Genomic DNA, 19,178 nt, shown 5'->3' with positions numbered 1-19,178 from the left:
ATTCTGATAATTAAATGTTTCCCTTTTTCAATTCACCCACGGCAAAATCAACGGCCCGCGCGGTTAATGCCATATAAGTTAATGATGGGTTTTGGCACGCCGATGAGGTCATGGCAGCGCCATCCGTACAAAATACATTTTTGGCATCCCATACCTGATTATGCTTATTTAAAACTGAGGTTTTTGGATCAAGACCCATTCTGGCTGTACCCATTTCATGTATGCCATCCCCTACGTTATGCCCTCGGTCGTGTGTTTTTACATTTTTCACACCGGCACTTTCCAGCATAGCCTGGGCTTCTTTAATGATATCGATACGCATTTTCTTTTCGTTGTCTTTAATTTCGGCGTCCATAGCCAAAACCGGCAGACCCCATTTATCCTTGCGGGTTTTATCAAGGGTTATTTTATTTTCATGATAAGGCAGCAATTCACCAAAGCCTCCAATACCAATTTGCCATTCTCCAGGCTCGGTTATAGCATCTTTATATTGCGCGCCAATGTTTAGTTCTGCAATTTCCCTGCTCCAGCCGGTGCGGCTTGCCGCGCCCTGGTAACCAAAGCCACGTAAATAATCCCGCTTATCGCCAAATAAATTGGCAAAACGTACCACATAAATACCGTTTGCACGACGGCCGTAATAGTATTTATCCTCGAACCCATCTACAGAACCGGATGCTCCCAGGTTGTAGTGATGATCCATTATATTATGTCCAAGCTCGCCACTGCTGCTGCCCAGTCCGCCCGGCCAAACGTCTGTGGCAGAGTTCATGAGCACCCACGCACTATTTAAGGCAGATGCATTTACAAACACAATTTTGGCATAGTACTCATACGTTTTATTGGTCTCCGCATCAAGCACTTCAACACCGGTTGCTTTTTTAGTGTCCTTGTCGTATAGTATTTTGGTAACTATAGAGTATGGCCTTACGGTAAGGTTACCTGTAGCCAAAGCAGCCGGTAAGGTCGATGATTGCGTACTAAAATATCCGCCAAAAGGGCATCCCTCCCAGCACCTGTTCCTGAACTGGCATTTTGTACGGCCCGGTATGGCAGCAGTAAGGTTGGCCGAGCGACCAATGATCATGTGCCTTGAACCGTTGTAGCTCTTTTTAATCCGCTCTGCCACATCTTTTTCCACACAGTTCATATCCATTGGCGGCAGGTAATGCCCATCGGGTAGTTGCTCTAAACCCTCCAGTGAACCACTTACTCCTATAAATTTCTCTACATGATCATACCAGGGAGCAATATCTTTATAACGTATTGGCCAATCAATTGCCCAGCCATCTTTTGCATTTGCTTCAAAATCATGATCGCTCCAGCGATAACTTTGCCTGCCCCACAAAATAGAACGGCCGCCTAATTGATAAGAGCGCCACCAGTTAAATGGCTTAATTTCCGTATATGGGGCTTCCTGTTCGTTTACCCAGTAATCCATTATTGGTTCTGTAGCGCCCCAATTACGTGAAATTACCGGACGAACATGGCGCTGTTCCTGTGTTACGCTGCCCCGGTGTTCAAAATCCCATGGATTTTTACTGGCAGTTTTATAATCTTTTATATGCTCAAAATTTCGTCCGCGTTCAAGCATAATTGTTTTCAGGCCCTTTTCGGTTAATTCTTTAGCAGCCCAGCCCCCGCTTATACCAGATCCGATAACTATCGCATCATAGGTGTTATCGGCCTTAGCTTTGCCGCTTACATTGTTTAATGGCATAATTTCACAAATTATTTATACGTTAATTCTTGTGTTGGTTTTGAAATTGGATAAAACAATATTATTAATTAAAATCAACTAAAGCAATGAAGTAGTGTAAAAAATACAATCGATTGTGAAAAGGCCAGTAAAATAGTTTTGTTAAGCATAATGTCAAAAAATATATCGTTGCTGCTTATTGGGATTTCCTCTTATTCAAAACAGTTCCAAATTTCATACTTTTATACCTTACCTGTTATTGCTGATGCTTACCATAAGTGAATTAAATATTTACCCCATAAAATCGTTAGGTGGCATATCCCTCGCCCGGGCAGAGGTTACCGATCGTGGTTTTAAATACGACAGGCGCTGGATGCTGGTTGATGAACACAACAGTTTTCTAACTCAAAGAGAGTTCCCGCAAATGGCTTTGTTAAAGGTACATCTTGAAAATGATGGTTTACTGGTCACCTGTCCACTAAAAGATCCAATAAAAATCCCCTTTAAATTAAACAATCAAATCAAACAGGAAGTGGCTATATGGGATGATACCTGCAAAGGTGTATTTGTTAGCCATGAGATGGATAACTGGTTTAGCGAAGCCCTCCAGCTAAAATGCCGGCTTGTTTATATGCCCGATGATACTCATCGTGAGGTGGATCAGAGATATGCCCGGGAAGGGATGATCACTTCGTTTTCTGACGCTTATCCTTTTATGATGATCGGACAGGCATCACTTAATGATTTAAACAATCGCCTTGCCGAACCTTTACCAATGGACAGGTTCAGGCCAAATATTGTTTTTACAGGCGGACAGCCGTATGAAGAGGACCTGATGGATCATATTCAAATAGCCGGTATTGATTTTTTTGGTGCAAAGCTCTGCGCCCGTTGTGTGCTCACCACCATAAACCAGCAAACCGGGGTAAAGGCAAAAGAGCCTTTAAAAACATTAGCTTCATACCGTTTAAAAAACAAAAAGATCATGTTCGGGCAAAACCTGATTCATGAAGGCACCGGTATAATTGCTGTTGGAGATACGATTACCACATTAACCACCCACGAAGAGGATCGTTTTATAGTATCTCAACAATGAAAAAATATATCGCTCACATTACCCTGTTGGTTAAGGATTATGATGAGGCCATTGAATTTTACACTCAAAAACTTGGTTTTATATTAATTGAAGACAGCATTTTAAGTGAAACCAAAAGATGGGTATTAATTGCTCCCGACGAACAATCGCAATGCCAAATTTTACTGGCAAAAGCAGCTAATGATGAACAAACGCAAGCCATCGGTAACCAATCTGGCAAACGTGTATTTTTGTTTTTATATACAGATGATTTTTGGCGGGATTATCATAACATGCTTGAACTTGATATCAATTTTGTAAGGCAGCCATTGACCGAAGAGTATGGCACAGTAGCTGTATTTGAAGATCTATATGGCAATTTATGGGATCTGATACAACCCATTAAAGGGTAATAAATAAACACTTAAAAATGAAACCAACTATCACCATTGAATATTGCCCAAAATGCAACTGGATGATGCGGGCAGCGTACATGGCCCAGGAACTGCTCACAACCTTTACTGATGATATTTATGGTGTAACCCTCCACCCCTCCGAAACAAGCGGCAAATACACCATTAGCGTTGATAGCACAGTACTATTTGATCGTAAGGAACAAGGGCGCTTTCCCGAAATTAAGGAGTTGAAGCAAATAGTGCGCGACCATGTTAACCCCGGCAAAAGCTTAGGGCACTCCGATAGCAGATAAATATGATAGTATACTTGTATCCTATAGTATTACTCGATATTTTTATTTATAATTAACAAAAATTCTTGTTTACCTTTGTTAGTTTTATTTTAGAAAATGCTATCCAAAAAAACAAAATACGCTATTAAGGCACTGGTGATCCTGGGCAAAAATATGGATCAGCCACCTATGCAGATCTCAAAGATCGCCGAGGCCGAACGTATCCCCAAAAAATTTCTTGAGCAAATATTGTTAGACCTGCGCAACGCAGGCTTTCTTTATAGTAAGAAAGGCGCGGGAGGTGGCTACAGCCTTAACCGCGACCCAAAAGATATTTATTTAGTAAGTATTATGCGTATTACCGACGGCCCTATTGCCATGGTACCCTGCGCAAGTCTTAATTTTTATCATAAGTGTGATGAATGCCACCAGGAAACCACCTGCGGCATCAGAGATGTTTTTGTAGACGTACGGGATGCTACGTTAAAAATATTAAGCGAAACCAGCATAGCTGATATCATCACCAGAGAGCAATCACTCATACATCCGTAATCTCATTTAACTGTCAAAACCAAACTTTTTTAAATTAAATTCTACCATTTCCCTATACTATGTATATATTTGGTAATTGAATGGCCTTTACAGTAAATATATAGCGTACAAAAACATCATGTGTTACCTGTTAAAACATAATAAGGCAAGGCTGTAATTTTTGTATTAACCATATACGCCTCTTTAGCCTAAGCCAAAGAGGCTTTTTTTATAATTGATTAAACTATAATAACATAATATATGCAAAGCTTCAGAACGGAACTGGAGAATCCGGTAGTTGAGAAAGATATCATTGCGCTTGAAGAAAAGATCAGGGCTTTTCGCGAAGGCAAAATACATGACGAGAAATTCAGAAGCCTGCGCCTGGCCAGGGGAATTTACGGGCAAAGACAACCCGGTGTGCAAATGGTGCGCATTAAATTGCCATTTGGAAAGGTTACTTTTAAACAATTGCTGCGCATTGCCGATATCTCTGACGAATACGGAAGCAGCAACCTGCACCTGACTACCCGTCAGGATATACAGATCCATTACGTAAGCCTTGAGCGTACCCCTGAGCTTTGGGCCAAACTACAGGAAGATGATATAACCATTCGCGAAGCGTGTGGAAATACAGTAAGAAACGTAACTGCCTCTCCTACCGCGGGTATTGATCCTCAGGAACCGTTTGACGTATCACCTTACGCCCATGCCGCTTTTGAATACTTTTTACGCAACCCAATCTGTCAGGAAATGGGCCGTAAATTCAAGATATCATTCTCATCAAGCGATGCCGATACTGCTTTTGCATATATCCACGATATTGGCCTCATCCCTAAAATAAACAGTAATGGTGAACGGGGATTTAAGGTATATTTAGGCGGAGGTTTGGGCGCACAGCCATTTTTAGCGAACCTGGTTGAAGAATTTTTACCGGAAGACAAGCTGATACCATACATCGAAACTATAATCAGGGTGTTTGACCGCTATGGCGAACGTACCAACCGTAACAAAGCCCGTTTAAAATACCTTATCCAGAAAATTGGATTGGAGGAGGTTTTACGTTTGGCTGAGGTTGAAAGAAAGGCCATCAAAGTTAAAACATACCCTATTAACCGCGATACAATTGCTCTGCCTGCCATTCCTGAGCAGACTGCTTATCCGGAAATAAATATCAGCAATCCATTCAGATATGAGCAATGGCTTGCTACCAACGTGTTTGAGCAAAAGCAAGAAGGATATTTTGGTGTGTACATTAAAGTACCTGTTGGTGATATATCAACCGCTACTGCCCGCGAACTGGTAAAAGTTTTAGAGCCTTTAGTAGCCGACGAAATAAGGATTACCCAAAACCAGGGTTTGCTTTTAAAATTTGCCCGTAAAGAAGCTTTACCTGCTTTATACGAAGGCCTGGCAAAACTTGAACTCGCGGCTCCGGGGTTTGACAGCGTAGCTGATGTTACCACCTGTCCCGGCACTGATACCTGTAACCTGGGCATATCAAACAGTATGACGATGGCGCGGGTACTGGAAGACCTGATTTATAATGAATACGAAGATTTTATTTATAACCGCGATATCAAGATAAAAATAAGTGGCTGTATGAATTCATGCGGTCAGCATGGTATAGCGCATATCGGTTTCCACGGGAGCTCGCTTAAAGCCGGTACAAGGGTACTTCCCTCTGTACAAGTTATGCTAGGCGGCGGTACTGTTGGTGATGGTGTTGGCCGTGCTGCTGAACGCGTGATCAAGGTTCCATCAAAAAGAGCTACCGATGTTTTAAGGGCTGTGCTTGATGATTTCAAAGCATTGTCTGAAGAAGGTGAAACTTTCCATGCCTACTATGACAGGCAGGGTAAAGATTATTTTTACAGGCTATTAAAACCTCTTGCCGATTTAACCACCCTTACCGAGGATGAATTTGTTGACTGGGGCCACCAGGAAACCTATGTAAGCGCTATAGGCGTTGGTGAGTGCGCCGGTGTGATCATTGACCTTGTAGCCACCCTGCTTTACGAGTCGGAAGAAAAATTGGGCTGGGCAAATCAATCATTTGAAGCAGGTGCATGGTCAGATGCCATTTACCATGCTTACAATGTATTTTTAAGTTCTGCAAAAGCATTATTGTTAGATAAAAGCATAAATGCCAGCACACAAATAGGCGTTGTACGTGAGTTCGATAATAACTATGTAAGCAATGGCGAATTTGATCTACCAAGCAGCTTTAACGACCTGATATTACAGATCAATCAGCACGAGCCATCAGCTGAATTTGCTCAAACATATTTAGCGCAGGCTACCGAATTTTTAGAAAAAAGCAAGGCTAAAAGAGAAGCGTTGGTACAATAATGATCCCGCTAAATAAAAAAGAGTATGACATTATTGCCAAAGGATAGCAGCTTGACTAAGATTCAGAACGAGGAAACCGGTGGCAATCAATTGTTTCCAGTTTTTTTAAAGCTGAATGACTTGCATACCGTACTGGTTGGTGGCGGCAACGTTGGTTTAGAAAAACTAACCGCTATTTTAAATAACAGTAACCAGGCAAGGGTAACAGTTATTTCGCGTGAATTTTTGCCCGAAGTACACGCTCTTGCAGCACAGCATGAAGGGGTAAATATTATTCAAAAATCATTTGCTGATGAGGACCTTCATACTGCAGAAGTGGTAATAGCCGCTACTAATGACAGCGACCTGAATAATTACATCCGTCAATCGGCACATGATCGTAAATTACTCATTAACGTAGCAGACAAACCCGAGCTTTGCGATTTTTACCTGGCTTCGATAGTACAAAAGGGCGACCTTAAACTGGCCATTTCAACCAATGGAAAATCGCCAACTATAGCCAAGCGTTTAAAAGAGGTTTTGAATGAGAGCCTGCCCGATGAGCTTGACATCAGCCTACAGCAAATGAGCGAACTCAGGAATACCCTGACCGGCGATTTTGCCTATAAGGTTAAAAAATTAAATAGCGTAACCTCCATATTAGTTGAGCCCAAGGCAAAGGTTAATAAAAATTTCATCTGGTTGATATGGTCAACTATTATTATATCCATAGCTATTGTAGTAACAACGCTTTATTTAAAGGAACCCGTATTTAAAGATTTTGTAACCGGCATCGATCCTATATTTTATTACTTTTTAGGCGCCGGGTTTGTGTTCGCGATGATAGATGGGGCTATTGGCATGTCATATGGTGTTACTTCTACTACATTTTCACTGTCTATGGGTATTCCGCCGGCATCTGCCAGTATGGGGGTTCACCTATCGGAGATAATGAGCTGTGGCATTGCCGGTTGGATGCATTACCGCATGGGTAACATTAACTGGAAATTATTTAAATTATTGGTTATCCCCGGCATTATAGGCGCGGTTACCGGTGCCTACCTGCTATCCTCATTAGAGCACTATAGTCAGTACACCAAACCTGTGGTTTCTTTATATACTTTGATATTAGGTATGGTTATACTATCAAAGGCCTTTAACGTTAAGCGCAAAAAATCAGCTGATAAGGTAAAACGCATTTCGTTGCTTGGTTTAGGCGGCGGTTTTATTGATGCTGTTGGCGGTGGTGGCTGGGGTTCTATTGTATTATCAACATTGATAGCCGGCGGCCGTAGTCCCCGTTTTTCACTGGGTACGGTGAAGTTGTCGAGGTTCTTTATCGCGATGATGGGTTCTTTAACCTTCATCACCATGGTAAGCAGCGATCATTGGCAGGCAGTAGCAGGCCTTATACTGGGCAGTGCGCTGGCGGCACCTATAGCAGCCCGTATTTCTAATAAGATATCAACAAAAACAATCATGGTTTCGGTAGGTATAATTGTTATACTGGTAAGCCTGAAATCAATTTTTACTTTTGTTTCAAAAGTTTTATAACATGAGCGACGTTATCAAACAAATAAAAAATATAACTGCCGGACTTGAGCCTGTGGATGCGCTCAGGCAGTTGGCGGAGCTTTTTCCGGGAGAGATCGTATTCTCCACCAGCTTTGGCTGGGAAGATCAGGCTATAAGCCACATGATATTTGCCAACAACATACCTATTAAGGTTTTTACATTAGAAACCGGCAGACTTTTCCGTGAAACATATTCTGTATGGTCAAGCACTATGGACAGGTACAAACAGCCTATATACGCCTATTTCCCTAACCAGGACCTGGTGGCGGAAATGGTAAACAAAAAGGGCCCGAACAGCTTTTACGAGTCTGTTGAAAACCGTAAGGAGTGCTGTGGCATTCGTAAAATTGAGCCTCTAAAAAGAGCGCTCAAAGGCAATAAGCTGTGGGTAACCGGCATCCGTGCCGATCAGTCGGCTAACCGCCATGATATGGAAAACGTGGAATGGGACGAGCAGAACGAACTGGTAAAGTTCCACCCTATTTTTAACTGGACGTTAGACGATGTGAAGGCTTACATCAAACAATATAATATTCCTTATAATTCACTTCACGATAAAGGCTTCCCAAGCATAGGATGTGCCCCCTGTACCCGTGCCGTAGCCGAAGGTGAGGATTTCCGGGCCGGTCGCTGGTGGTGGGAAGATCAATCAAAAAAAGAATGCGGATTACATGAGGTAAAACAACATTAAAGGTGCTTTTTTAATTATACACCTAAGCCGGCTGATCAATTGATCTCCGGCTTTTTTTATTTCCAAACCAAAACAGATAATTAAATTTGCGGAGTATGAGCATTATTAATTTTCCGGCATTTATGGTTGCCTCTTTCGTGTTTATAATTTCTCCGGGGATTGATACCATGTTCATCCTGAACAAATCAATTACACAAGGCAGAAAATCTGGCATATATGCAACGCTGGGGATTAGTACAGGAGTATTGGTGCATACTACCCTGGCCGCTTTCGGGCTGTCGCTTATTTTAGCGCAATCGGCCATGGCGTTTAGTATTATTAAATATTTAGGAGCGGCCTATCTCATTTACATGGGCATTAGCAAGTTGTTTACCAAACAGAATTTATTAGCCTCATCTGAACCGGATGAACCATCTTCTGCAAAGAACACTTTTATATCCGCCGTTTTTACCAATACATTAAACCCTAAGGTTGCCATTTTTTTTCTGGCGTTTTTTCCTCAGTTTATACATCCGGCATATATCCATAGCGCAATCCCCTTTATCTTTCTGGGGATTACTTATGCGTTCATCGGTTTATTATGGTTTATGGTATTAACCTTTTTTGCAGGATCTCTTTCTGTTAAACTAAAATTAAACCCTGAAATGGGCAATTGGTTAAATAAGTTTTCTGCAGTTACCTTTATTCTGATGGGGGTTAAGATCGCTTTTACAAAAAGATAAATCTTATTATACAAAAAAATGGATGAACATTTCTGCCCATCCACCTTAAAAAAACTATATAAAACGTATTAAAAAGTACTATTGCTGTTGTTTGCTTAGCAAACCATCAAGTGTAACCGATACGTAATATAAGCCACCAATTGTTGGCCCACCGGCATACTGGATATAGCGTTTGTTGAATATGTTGCTCGCGCCCAATTTAAAGGTAGCATAGTATACCGGCACGCGATAAGTAACCTGCGCATCTAAAGTGCCTATGGCAGGTACGGTACCTGTCACGAGCGGGCTTTCCCATAAGAACGATTCCTGCCATTTGTATACGATGTTGAAGCCAAGGTTTTTAGCTACCTCACGATTACCGAAAGACACGTTACCTGACCATTCTGGTGTATTAAAGCCGGTTACAAAAATATCTGAAGCTGTTTGAGCTTTTAATTTGTTAAAGCTCACATTGCCCGATATGGTGTACCTTTTATAAAAATTATAGGTTAAACCTGCAGATGAGCCATAGTTATGATAAATATTTTTGGCGTTGGTGTACACGCGGTACCTGCTCTGGCCCTGGCTGGGCGCATTTGTTGCACTGCCTGTAGTTGGGTCGCGGTTAATGTCAAGCATAGATAGTACGGCTGCATCTGAGCCAACGGTAGCGCCATTGGGTACAAATACCTGAACCTGGCCTAAAAAGCCGTCATATCGGTTGGTATACGCATCTATATCAATAAATACCTTGTTATTGGCCACGATGCCTTTATACCCAATTTCGTATGAGGTAATTTGCTCAGGCCTTGCAGGTGGCAGGTCGGCCACTTTTAACAGGTTTCTGTTGGCGAGCGCGGTAGCATCTGTACCGCTTGCGCTACCCGGAGCAGCGTTTACAGCGGCGTTAAAGGCAGTTACCGACGATTGTGTATAGCTGTTACCTAAATACCCAAGTCCGTCGTTAATAAACGGCAGGCTTCCCACACGTTTTACACGACCATTATTCACATAAGATAAAGCCTCGAACAATGATGGGAAACGGTAACCATTTTGGAAAGTAAACCTGAAGTTGTGATTTTCATTAACAGTGTAAACAGCAGCCAAACGAGGGGTAAATTTAGGATCGAAATAAGGATTATAATCCCACCTGATAGAACCAAATAATTTCAGCTTGTTATCAAAAAAAGTTTTGGTAACCTGGGTAAAAGCGCCGTATTTTTTATAGATCACATTTTTGCCAAAAGAGCCATCGGTTAACGGGGTGTTCCTATCTGCAATAGGACGGCTAAAGTCAACAAAGTTATTACCATCCGGAATGATCGAATAAACACGCACATCACCACCTGCCAGCAGGTCAACAACTTTTACTTTACTGCTTAGGTCCCATTGAGCTTCGGCATTAAACATGTGGCTTTTTTGAACTAAAGCAGCACCACCGGTAGCAGGGGCATCAGGTATCAGGCTCGATTTAATATCCCAGTTATTAATTCCTATAATAGTTTTCCGTAACGCGTTAAACTCAGGAGTGCCTGGCTCAACTCTGCCTGCATCAGCGGCCTTACGGGCGGCCTGTTCTGCAGCGGCGAGGTTTGCCGAAGTTAAACCTCCATTGGCATTACCATAAGCTGTAAGCGCGTTTTTAAATATTGTACCCCATGCCGAGTTACTGGCGTGATTCAGGTCGAGGTTATCTGCCAGCGGTTTAACGTTAAATGAATTTCCTGTATTTTCAATCGACTCATAAGCCCTAACCAGAAAGTCTTTCCCTTTTAACTCCACTTTATGGTTTTGTACGGTAGCACCGTCAAGCGAAATTTTGTTACCACGTTGAAAAACGCCATCCATCCTGCCATAACGATAAGTATATGACAATACAGTATTAGGAGTTATTTTATACGCCAGGGTTCCATCTACTTTTAAGTTAGATACCTTCGGATCAACCAGATCAATCTCATTATAACCGGTACGGGCTACAGTAAGGTTTGGCCTTGCAACACCATCCACTACTATACCCTTTACAACTACCGTATTACTTCCGGCAAGGGCATCATCACCGTATTTGTTCCACCCATCGTAAGCCGCATTGCTTGCGCCGCTTAATTCCGGATAAGCCGGATTGGCCGTTTTCAGGTTCTGCGGGTTTTGGTCTTTTATGGTATTTGATTGCCAGTCGGTACCCTGCAGATAGCTAAAGTTAACTTTAAAGGCAAACTTATCATTAAATGCCTTGGCAAAACGTAAAGCGTCTTCAGTAAGTGAACTTGCGCCCAAAGCATCGTTACCAACATGGTTTAAACCCTGGCGGTGATAAAAACTTAAACCCTGGTATTTAAACGGATCTTTGGTAAACAGGTTTGATAAACCGTTAATAGCATTTGTGCCATATAACGCTGCCGCAGCGCCCGGGGTAATTTCAATACTGGCAATATCCAGCTCGGTTGGGCCAATGGCGTTACCCAATGGTACACCAAGCGTAGCCGACTGCATATCTACCCCATCAACCAACTGCATAAACCTGAAGTTGTTGGGACTGTTGAATCCGCGGGTGTTAGGTACTTTGAGCGTAATACTGGTGGTGGTCATTTGTACGCCTTTTACATTTTCAAGTGCATCGTAAAAACTTGGGCCAGGCGATTGTTTAAGGGCGTTGATACTCAATTTTTCGATAGCTACGGGTGAGCGCATCAATTTCTCTTCCTTGCGCGATGCGGTAACGACTACCTCATTTATCAATAACGACTGCGTAGTTAACTGAATATTTAAAGCACTGTTGGCATTTTTAATATAAAACTCCTGCGACTGAAAGCCAACCGCGGTAAAAACCAGTGTATAAGGTAATTTGGCACTGGTTGTTAACGAAAATTTACCGGTGCTGTCTGTTGCGGCTTTATTGGTAGTACCCTTAATGGTAACCGTAGTTCCTACTAAGGGCTGCCCATGGTCGTCATTCACCTTTCCGCTTAAAATATAGGAGCCATTAAGCTGAGCATAGCTTACGGCAGGTATAAGGGTAAGTAAAAGCACTATGACCTTTAGTGAATTTGTAAAAATTTTCATGAAGTAAGGAGGTGGTGGTTTTTAAATAACGTTGATTAATGTGTTTGATAGATGCAGGGCTAACGCAATCAGCAACAACACATGACAAACTGCTGCATTTGGGGTGTATGAATAGTTTTATTCTTGCAGTAATAATACATAATCTATAGAATTAGTCGACAAAAATAGGAAAATTTTACTATTTCCAAATTTTTTTCTTCTTTTTTTAGTTTTTAATAATCACTCTTGGGTTTGGTTATGAATTTTTGTGTCGCAACGCGTTTTATTTCAAACTGCCAAATTCGCTCTGGTCTCTCCTATTGTGATTGATAACCCTAAATTTGTTACATCTATATATCAGTAACTTAGTTTATTGAAAAGTCAAAATCAAGCATTTTTCATTAAAAACCATGCAGATAAAACCAATTTTAAACAGAAACAGATCAAAAAGATATCAAATTAAATACTCACAATACATAAATCACTCAAAAACAAACCAAAAACCACATAAAAAAGTAATTTTATATCAATTTAAACTTTTTCTGTATCATTTTTGATTTTTTTGACTTAATAATCAATTTATATCGATCATTTTTATCAATATTTGCATATCAACGTAATCAGGAATGGCTTTCAATTATCAGCGTATCATTATCAAAATTGGCTCAAATGTTTTTACCCAGGAAAACGGGCTCCCCGATTTGGAAAGGATAGAACATTTAGTTGGACAAATAGCCGCGATAAAGAAACAAGGAAAGGAAGTAATACTGGTTTCCTCTGGCGCGGTAGCCTCTGGCAGAAGCCTGATCAGCATTTCTGAAAAATATGATGCCATAGCCGCAAGACAATTATTGGCTTCTATAGGTCAGGTTAAACTCATCAATACGTACTCCCATCTTTTTGAACGTTTTGATATACTTTGTTCGCAGGTATTGGTTACCAAAGAAGATTTCAGGGACAGGATGCATTACCTGAACATGAAAAACTGCCTGGAACTACTATTACAACACCAGGTAATCCCGGTTGTTAATGAAAATGACGTGGTATCGGTGACCGAACTGATGTTTACCGACAATGATGAGCTTGCAGGTCTTATTGCTTCTATGCTGAATGCGCAGGCCCTTATTGTTTTAACCAATGTTGATGGCATTTATAATGGCGACCCAAAAGCCCCCGGTTCTGCAGTAATTGAAGAAGTTAGCGGGTCAGTTGTTGACTTTGCCACATTTGTTTCTTCGGGCCGTTCGCAGTTTGGCCGTGGTGGCATGATCACCAAATCAACCATGTCGCAAAAAACGGCACAATTAGGTATAGCTGTTCATATTGCCAACGGAACCCGCGACAATATTTTAACCGATGTATTGGAAAATAAGGTTATTCATACCCGGTTTGTTCCTAATAAAATAGCATCGGGCAAAAAGAAGTGGATAGCACATTCTGAAAAGTCGGCAACCGGCATTGTACAGGTTAACGATGGCGCCAAAGCTGCATTAATATCAAATAAAGCTACCAGTTTACTGCCGATAGGTATTATCAAGGTAATAACCGATTTTAAAAAAGGCGATATTATTAAGCTGATAGACGAAAAAAACAAATCTGTTGGCTTAGGCATTGCCGAATACGGAGCCGATAAAGCCAGGGAAAGAATTGGGGTGAAAAATCAAAAGCCTTTAGTGCATTATGATTATCTTTATTTACAGGGTTAATATATGAATTACGATAACTATTTTCAGGACGCGCTTATAGCCGGCAGAAAGCCAACGCTTGCTCCTGCACTTATAAACCAGGTGTTAAGGGATGTGGCTGCCGAAGCCATAGCTCAAACCGACCATCTGCTGGCCGAAAACCAAAAGGATCTTGATCGTATGGATCCGGCCGATCCCAAATATGACCGGCTGAAACTTACCGCCGCAAGAATTGAAGCTATTGCAGGCGATATGATCAATGTGGCTCTGTTAGATAGTCCTTTAGGCAAACAGTTATCCGAAACACATATGCCCAACGGTTTATCAATTACTAAGGTCAGCGTGCCATTAGGTGTAGTTGGAGTTATTTACGAAGCACGCCCTAACGTAACATTTGATGTATTTGCCCTGTGTTTCAAAACCGGCAACATCAGCATTTTAAAAGGTGGCAGCGATGCCGATTTTTCAAACAGAGCCATCATAGCTGTTATTCATAAAGTATTACTTGCACACGGTTTGGATACTAATGTGGTAACCCTGCTGCCCGCAGAGCGCGAAGCCACCGCGGCATTGTTAAATGCTATTGGTAAGGTAGATGTTTTGATACCCCGCGGGAGCCAGTCGCTCATAGATTTTGTACGTGATAACAGCAAAGTGCCGGTAATTGAAACCGGTGCAGGTATTGTTCATACTTACTTTGATGAATCGGGCGATCTGGAGAAAGGCGCGGAAATTATTGCAAATGCTAAAACCCGTAGGGTAAGCGTATGTAATGCTCTTGACTGTTTAATTATACATTCGGACCGCGTTAATGACCTGCCGCGGCTCACCCATATTTTAAAAGAAAAACAGGTTGAGCTTTTTGCCGATGAAGCCGCTTATGCCGTTTTGAAAGGTAATTACACCGAAGGGCTCGTGCACAAAGCCGATCCGGAACATTTTGGTACCGAATTTTTGTCAATGAAAATGGCCATTAAAACGGTGGATAGTTTTACGCAGGCCCTTGAGCATATAGCGGTAAATGGATCCAAACACAGTGAGGCTATCATATCCGAAAATGCTGATCATATAGCAACATTTTTAAATGATGTAGATGCGGCGGCTGTGTACGCCAATGTATCAACTGCCTTTACAGATGGTGCCCAGTTTGGTTTAGGGGCCGAAATTGGCATCAGCACACAAAAGTTACACGCCCGGGGGCCGATGGGTCTTGACGAATTAACAAGTTATAAATGGATAGTTAGAGGTAACGGACAAACCCGCAATCCATAACATTAAATTAACATATAATCACAAAAAAAAGGTGCTTAAAAAAGCACCTTAAATTTTCTCACTGTTCGGTTTCGCTATTATTAAATCAGATAGTTCGCGATAGCAACAAAGCAAATAATCACTAAAATCACTCCTTGCAGTTTCTGTTCAAGTGTCAAATGGCCAATCATTTTTAAATCAATTAGGATATAAGCAAATTTAATTCGTGGAGCGGATGCTGCAATAGTTCAACACACTTTTGCATTTTTTTTAACAAAAAACTAACATGTTTTTTACAATAGTCAGTTGCATATTTATTCTTTAAAATAATAGCAAAAAAAAGCTTTTAACTTTGAAATCTACGTAAGGCTCATTACCGATAAAAACGGTCGCTTCTATCGTTTTAGGCTCATTTGGCTGCATTTTTTTTGCACCTTTTTAAAAATAGCTTTTATATAAAAAATATTCAGGAGTATTTAGGAATGAATTCCCCGGCGTAAAAAAGACTGTTCAGACTCCTTTATTAGTTTACCTAATCAAATATTTTTTAAAAAATCCATAACAGGGAATTATAATCTATGAGCACATATCCCACACAAACACTTCATATAATATCTATAAATATCTGACAATAAGAAACAATTAACCATTAGTTAATAATAATATTTACCCGTTGGCGGAATTAATTTCACTTTAAGCAACCTCCTTTTTTTGAGATTATAAATCAATACTTTAGCTAATCATTAATTGTTATTTTTCTTGATTAATACTTGAAATTTGGCATTGTGCCCGGCCTGATATTGTCTTGGAATGAAATGGGCCGGGCAGCTATTTTTAATTGCCCGGCATGAAGTTAGATCAAAGCATACTGCACCTGCCCTATCGGCTTTCCTTTGCTTTTGTTGATGTACTGAAGTAAAGTTATGGTACATAACTTTGAGTAAAGTCGTGTGAGATATCCTTTTGTCGTCTTTGCAAAATTTCGTTGAATATCAAATTGAATATTTAGCTGAGAAAAGAGTGTTTCTATTCTTTTTCTTACTTTGCCATAAATAAATGGCTTTGGATTCTTTTGATTTTTCCTAAATGGAGTTTCTAAATGGATATTGTAGGTATCTAATAATTCTTGCTTTCTACCCTTACTTATATAACCTTTATCCCCTACAATTCGACACCCCTTAAAATCGTCACCAATTTCGTCTAAATAATGAATATCATGTCTTGTTGAGTCATCAACTTTAAACTTCTTTATAACCCCTTCTCCTGTACATACCACGTTTAACTTAAAACCATAATACGATTCATCCTGAGCCCAACACTGAGATTCTTTAGGAATTAAACTACTGTCATCCTTGCAAATCGTACTACGAAACATTCTGGCCATTTTACATATCTTTAACGGCATAGAGTCAATGACATAAATATCTTGACTTTTACGTGGTTTTTCCATTTTACGATTTATTATGCCTTGGAGATAAATAATTTCCTTTTTTAGATTTTTACGCCTGTCATGATATTGTCTTCTGCTTAATAAATTGGGGAAGCATTCTTTATAATCAGAGTTTAGAGCTGCAAACAGATAATTTTCGCTATTCAATGCCAAATGGTCTGCGGTTAAACTAAGGGCTATAATATCTATATCAGTAAACTTTATTTTTGGGCCGGGCCGGACTCTGGTTTTGAGCAAAGAAGGTTGCTCACCTAAAATTTCTTTTAGAGCATCAATCATTTTATCAAAAGTAGTTTTGATATTGTGCACTGAAGTTCGACTACTTGTAAATGAATTTTAGGCGACAAACAATTGCATCAATGCTATTATATTGGGAATAGCTTTCTTGATTAGGATACTGATTTGTAATAAGGTATGGGCATAAATCATAGCAACTTCATTTAAAAAGTTGCATCTATTGCCAGTATTATACCAAGCTTGAAAACTATATATTTAGTTAAATTTATTAACCTGTAGTATGGATTTGGGATTTTAAATAAATTGAACCATAAAATAGGACAATATCTCCCATAAGTTGTATGGGGATTAAGACATTGACTTCTACCAGAGATTATTCCAATAGCTTGCTTGGTTCTATTTCTAATGCAACAGCTATCAAATATATCATGCTTACTGATGTATTGATTTCTGCTAATTCTATTCTGGCAATTTGACTATAACTCACACCCACCAAGTTGGCCAACGTAGTCTGGCTGATATTAGCTTTCACCCTATACTTTCGTACATTCTTAGCCAATAATTCAATCGCTATAGGTTCAACTATATGAGTTTTTGCCATCACAACAAAACTGCATATACTAATATTTTGAAATATAGCATAAATGCTATATAATTGCAGAACTTAAACTAAAACAATGTTAGAAAATAAATTAAGCGCATTAAGAGCTACATTTAATTTTGTACGCTACGCATTTCTACCAATATTAATACTTGCTGCAATCGGTGGTTTTAAGTTCTTTAAGGTCACAGAAGAACAAATACCAAGTTATATAATATTCTCAATAATAGCTTGTTTAGCAATTTATGGTTACTTATACTTCAGATATTTCTTATTGCTGAAAGCATTGGGCAATTACCTTAATGCCTTAAAAAGAAAGGATTTTGCGCAGGCTTTAAATTTCGGAAGGATGTATTATTCAATGAGTAGAAAGGGAATATTGGGAGCAGATGGCAGAGGATTAACTATCTACGATGAATCAGCAATAAACAATGATATATCAGCATATTCAAAGGCTATTTAAATCATTATAAATAGATTAACAGGATTCATTTCTAAGTAATTGTGTATTATATTATTAAGTATGAAAAAACTACTTAATAATATAAAATCTTGGTTTAGCAAAATTTTAAATATCTTAGTTTATTACTATAATAAAAACTTTGTAATGGACGAATATTACGTTGAGTATCATTTTCTGGCTACAGATTCTGATAATGAATATTTATTTCCAGTTTTTCTACTGGCGAAAACGAGAAAAGACGCAAATATTTTATCTCATAAAATAAACTTGGAACTATGTAAGCAATTCATAATGAGTAGTGTTACTCCGCCAAAACTAAATTATAATAAGTTAACAAATTCTTATTATAAAGAACTTTATGGTACTCACATTAGTAGAAATAAAATTGTGGATTTGAATGTTGTTACCTATGCGTTTAACGACATCGTTCCGGACATTTCGTTAACATTCAACGAAAATTTAGAGACAAGTGCTGTTAACGCAATTGATAAAAAAGAAGTAGCAAGAAAAGTTGATACAAAGAAATTCCCAGTAAGGGTTTTAAAAGATCATAACGATATGTTAAATCAACATGAAGATTATTTGGTAATAAGAATTGGTGTTTAATACAACTCTTGTTCATTTAAATTAAATAAGTAAAATGAAATACCTATTCCTTTTTAGCTTTGTAATTTTTTTCTCCATACATACAAAAGCACAATCAATAGAAGTGTCAGGCACTGCTATCGATACTACTAACATCATCAAATTGGATAGTACTCGAACCAAAGATCAATTATACTCAACTGGACTTGAATGGTTCGGTAATACTTACAAAAATTCAAAATCAGTTATCCAAGTTCAAGACAAAGAAGCAGGAACTATTATAGGCAAAGCAACAACTGCCCTACTCGCAGGAACTAAAGTTGAATATATTGATTACACCATAAAGCTTTATTTCAAAAACGGAAAAATAAAATATGACATAGGAGTTTTTGAACATTCTGGTTATGGTATAATTAAAAATGGTGAAGTCTTAAAAACTCCTTGGGGTGCAAAAGGCATTATTAAAAGACAATATGCAGCATTACAAAAAAAATGTAATGAGGAAATATACAATTTGACAGCATCAATTAACAAGGCTTTTGTACAAACAACTACTAAAAATGATTGGTAGTTTAC

17 protein-coding genes are annotated in these 19,178 nt (G+C 39.5%); 13 read left to right on the top strand and 4 right to left on the bottom strand.

Features of this window, described 5'->3' with window-relative positions; translation table 11 throughout:
* Positions 1-10: 10 nt before the first annotated feature.
* A complete protein-coding gene (locus SNE25_RS17515; RefSeq protein ID WP_321560289.1) occupies positions 11-1,720 on the bottom strand; it encodes a GMC family oxidoreductase in 1,710 nt (569 codons plus the stop codon).
* A 244-nt stretch (positions 1,721-1,964) separates the two neighbouring features.
* Between SNE25_RS17515 and SNE25_RS17510 the strand changes: the two genes are divergently transcribed.
* The 8 genes from SNE25_RS17510 to SNE25_RS17475 all read left to right on the top strand — a co-directional run bounded on the left by SNE25_RS17510 (position 1,965) and on the right by SNE25_RS17475 (position 9,312).
* Complete coding sequence (locus tag SNE25_RS17510; protein ID WP_321560288.1) at positions 1,965-2,795, top strand: MOSC domain-containing protein; 831 nt, start codon at positions 1,965-1,967, stop codon at positions 2,793-2,795.
* Entirely contained in the window at positions 2,792-3,187 is a 396-nt protein-coding gene (locus tag SNE25_RS17505) for a VOC family protein (protein ID WP_321560287.1), read from the top strand. The genes SNE25_RS17510 and SNE25_RS17505 overlap by 4 nt, the downstream gene beginning before the upstream one ends.
* 17 nt (positions 3,188-3,204) lie before the next feature.
* The gene (locus SNE25_RS17500) at positions 3,205-3,483 is read left to right on the top strand and encodes a SelT/SelW/SelH family protein (RefSeq protein ID WP_321560286.1); all 279 of its coding nucleotides are present in this window, start codon (positions 3,205-3,207) and stop codon (positions 3,481-3,483) included.
* A gap of 96 nt (positions 3,484-3,579) precedes the next feature.
* The gene (locus tag SNE25_RS17495) at positions 3,580-4,014 is read left to right on the top strand and encodes an RrF2 family transcriptional regulator (RefSeq protein WP_321560285.1); all 435 of its coding nucleotides are present in this window, start codon (positions 3,580-3,582) and stop codon (positions 4,012-4,014) included.
* Between the two features lie 240 nt (positions 4,015-4,254).
* Positions 4,255-6,345, top strand: a complete 2,091-nt coding sequence (locus tag SNE25_RS17490) for a nitrite reductase (RefSeq protein ID WP_321560284.1) — start codon at positions 4,255-4,257, stop codon at positions 6,343-6,345.
* A 51-nt stretch (positions 6,346-6,396) separates the two neighbouring features.
* Complete coding sequence (locus SNE25_RS17485; protein ID WP_321560283.1) at positions 6,397-7,878, top strand: TSUP family transporter; 1,482 nt, start codon at positions 6,397-6,399, stop codon at positions 7,876-7,878.
* A 1-nt stretch (position 7,879) separates the two neighbouring features.
* Entirely contained in the window at positions 7,880-8,590 is a 711-nt protein-coding gene (locus SNE25_RS17480) for a phosphoadenylyl-sulfate reductase (RefSeq protein WP_321560282.1), read from the top strand.
* A 95-nt stretch (positions 8,591-8,685) separates the two neighbouring features.
* Positions 8,686-9,312 (top strand): LysE family translocator, encoded by a 627-nt coding sequence (locus tag SNE25_RS17475; protein WP_321560281.1) that lies wholly within the window; start codon positions 8,686-8,688, stop codon positions 9,310-9,312.
* 78 nt (positions 9,313-9,390) lie between these two features.
* On the opposite strand, the gene SNE25_RS17470 is transcribed toward SNE25_RS17475, so the two are convergent.
* Entirely contained in the window at positions 9,391-12,351 is a 2,961-nt protein-coding gene (locus SNE25_RS17470) for a TonB-dependent receptor (protein WP_321560280.1), read from the bottom strand.
* A gap of 605 nt (positions 12,352-12,956) precedes the next feature.
* Here SNE25_RS17470 and proB point away from each other — a divergent pair.
* Together proB and SNE25_RS17460 are read left to right on the top strand one after the other, a co-directional pair.
* Complete coding sequence (gene proB / locus SNE25_RS17465; RefSeq protein WP_321560279.1) at positions 12,957-14,036, top strand: glutamate 5-kinase; 1,080 nt, start codon at positions 12,957-12,959, stop codon at positions 14,034-14,036.
* Between the two features lie 3 nt (positions 14,037-14,039).
* A complete protein-coding gene (locus tag SNE25_RS17460) occupies positions 14,040-15,287 on the top strand; it encodes a glutamate-5-semialdehyde dehydrogenase (protein ID WP_321560278.1) in 1,248 nt (415 codons plus the stop codon).
* Between the two features lie 832 nt (positions 15,288-16,119).
* Here the strand turns inward: SNE25_RS17460 and SNE25_RS17455 are convergent.
* Together SNE25_RS17455 and SNE25_RS17450 are read right to left on the bottom strand one after the other, a co-directional pair.
* Positions 16,120-16,995 (bottom strand): IS982 family transposase, encoded by an 876-nt coding sequence (locus SNE25_RS17455; protein ID WP_321560277.1) that lies wholly within the window; start codon positions 16,993-16,995, stop codon positions 16,120-16,122.
* A gap of 331 nt (positions 16,996-17,326) precedes the next feature.
* Complete coding sequence (locus tag SNE25_RS17450; protein ID WP_321560276.1) at positions 17,327-17,554, bottom strand: helix-turn-helix domain-containing protein; 228 nt, start codon at positions 17,552-17,554, stop codon at positions 17,327-17,329.
* 76 nt (positions 17,555-17,630) lie between these two features.
* On the opposite strand from SNE25_RS17450, the gene SNE25_RS17445 reads away from it, so the two are divergent.
* The 3 genes from SNE25_RS17445 to SNE25_RS17435 are packed head-to-tail and all read left to right on the top strand — an operon-like array spanning position 17,631 to position 19,173.
* Positions 17,631-18,017, top strand: coding sequence for a hypothetical protein (locus tag SNE25_RS17445; protein ID WP_321560275.1), 387 nt, complete (start codon positions 17,631-17,633; stop codon positions 18,015-18,017).
* A 60-nt stretch (positions 18,018-18,077) separates the two neighbouring features.
* Complete coding sequence (locus tag SNE25_RS17440; protein ID WP_321560274.1) at positions 18,078-18,623, top strand: hypothetical protein; 546 nt, start codon at positions 18,078-18,080, stop codon at positions 18,621-18,623.
* Between the two features lie 34 nt (positions 18,624-18,657).
* On the top strand, positions 18,658-19,173 hold the full coding sequence (locus SNE25_RS17435) for a DUF4468 domain-containing protein (protein WP_321560273.1): 516 nt from the start codon (positions 18,658-18,660) through the stop codon (positions 19,171-19,173).
* Positions 19,174-19,178: the final 5 nt, after the last annotated feature.

The sequence above is a fragment of the Mucilaginibacter sabulilitoris genome, from assembly GCF_034262375.1.
Taxonomy (GTDB): Bacteria; Bacteroidota; Bacteroidia; order Sphingobacteriales; family Sphingobacteriaceae; genus Mucilaginibacter; species Mucilaginibacter sabulilitoris.
The sequence above is the reverse complement of the archived record's forward strand: the minus strand, read 5'-3'. Positions and strand labels throughout refer to the sequence as shown.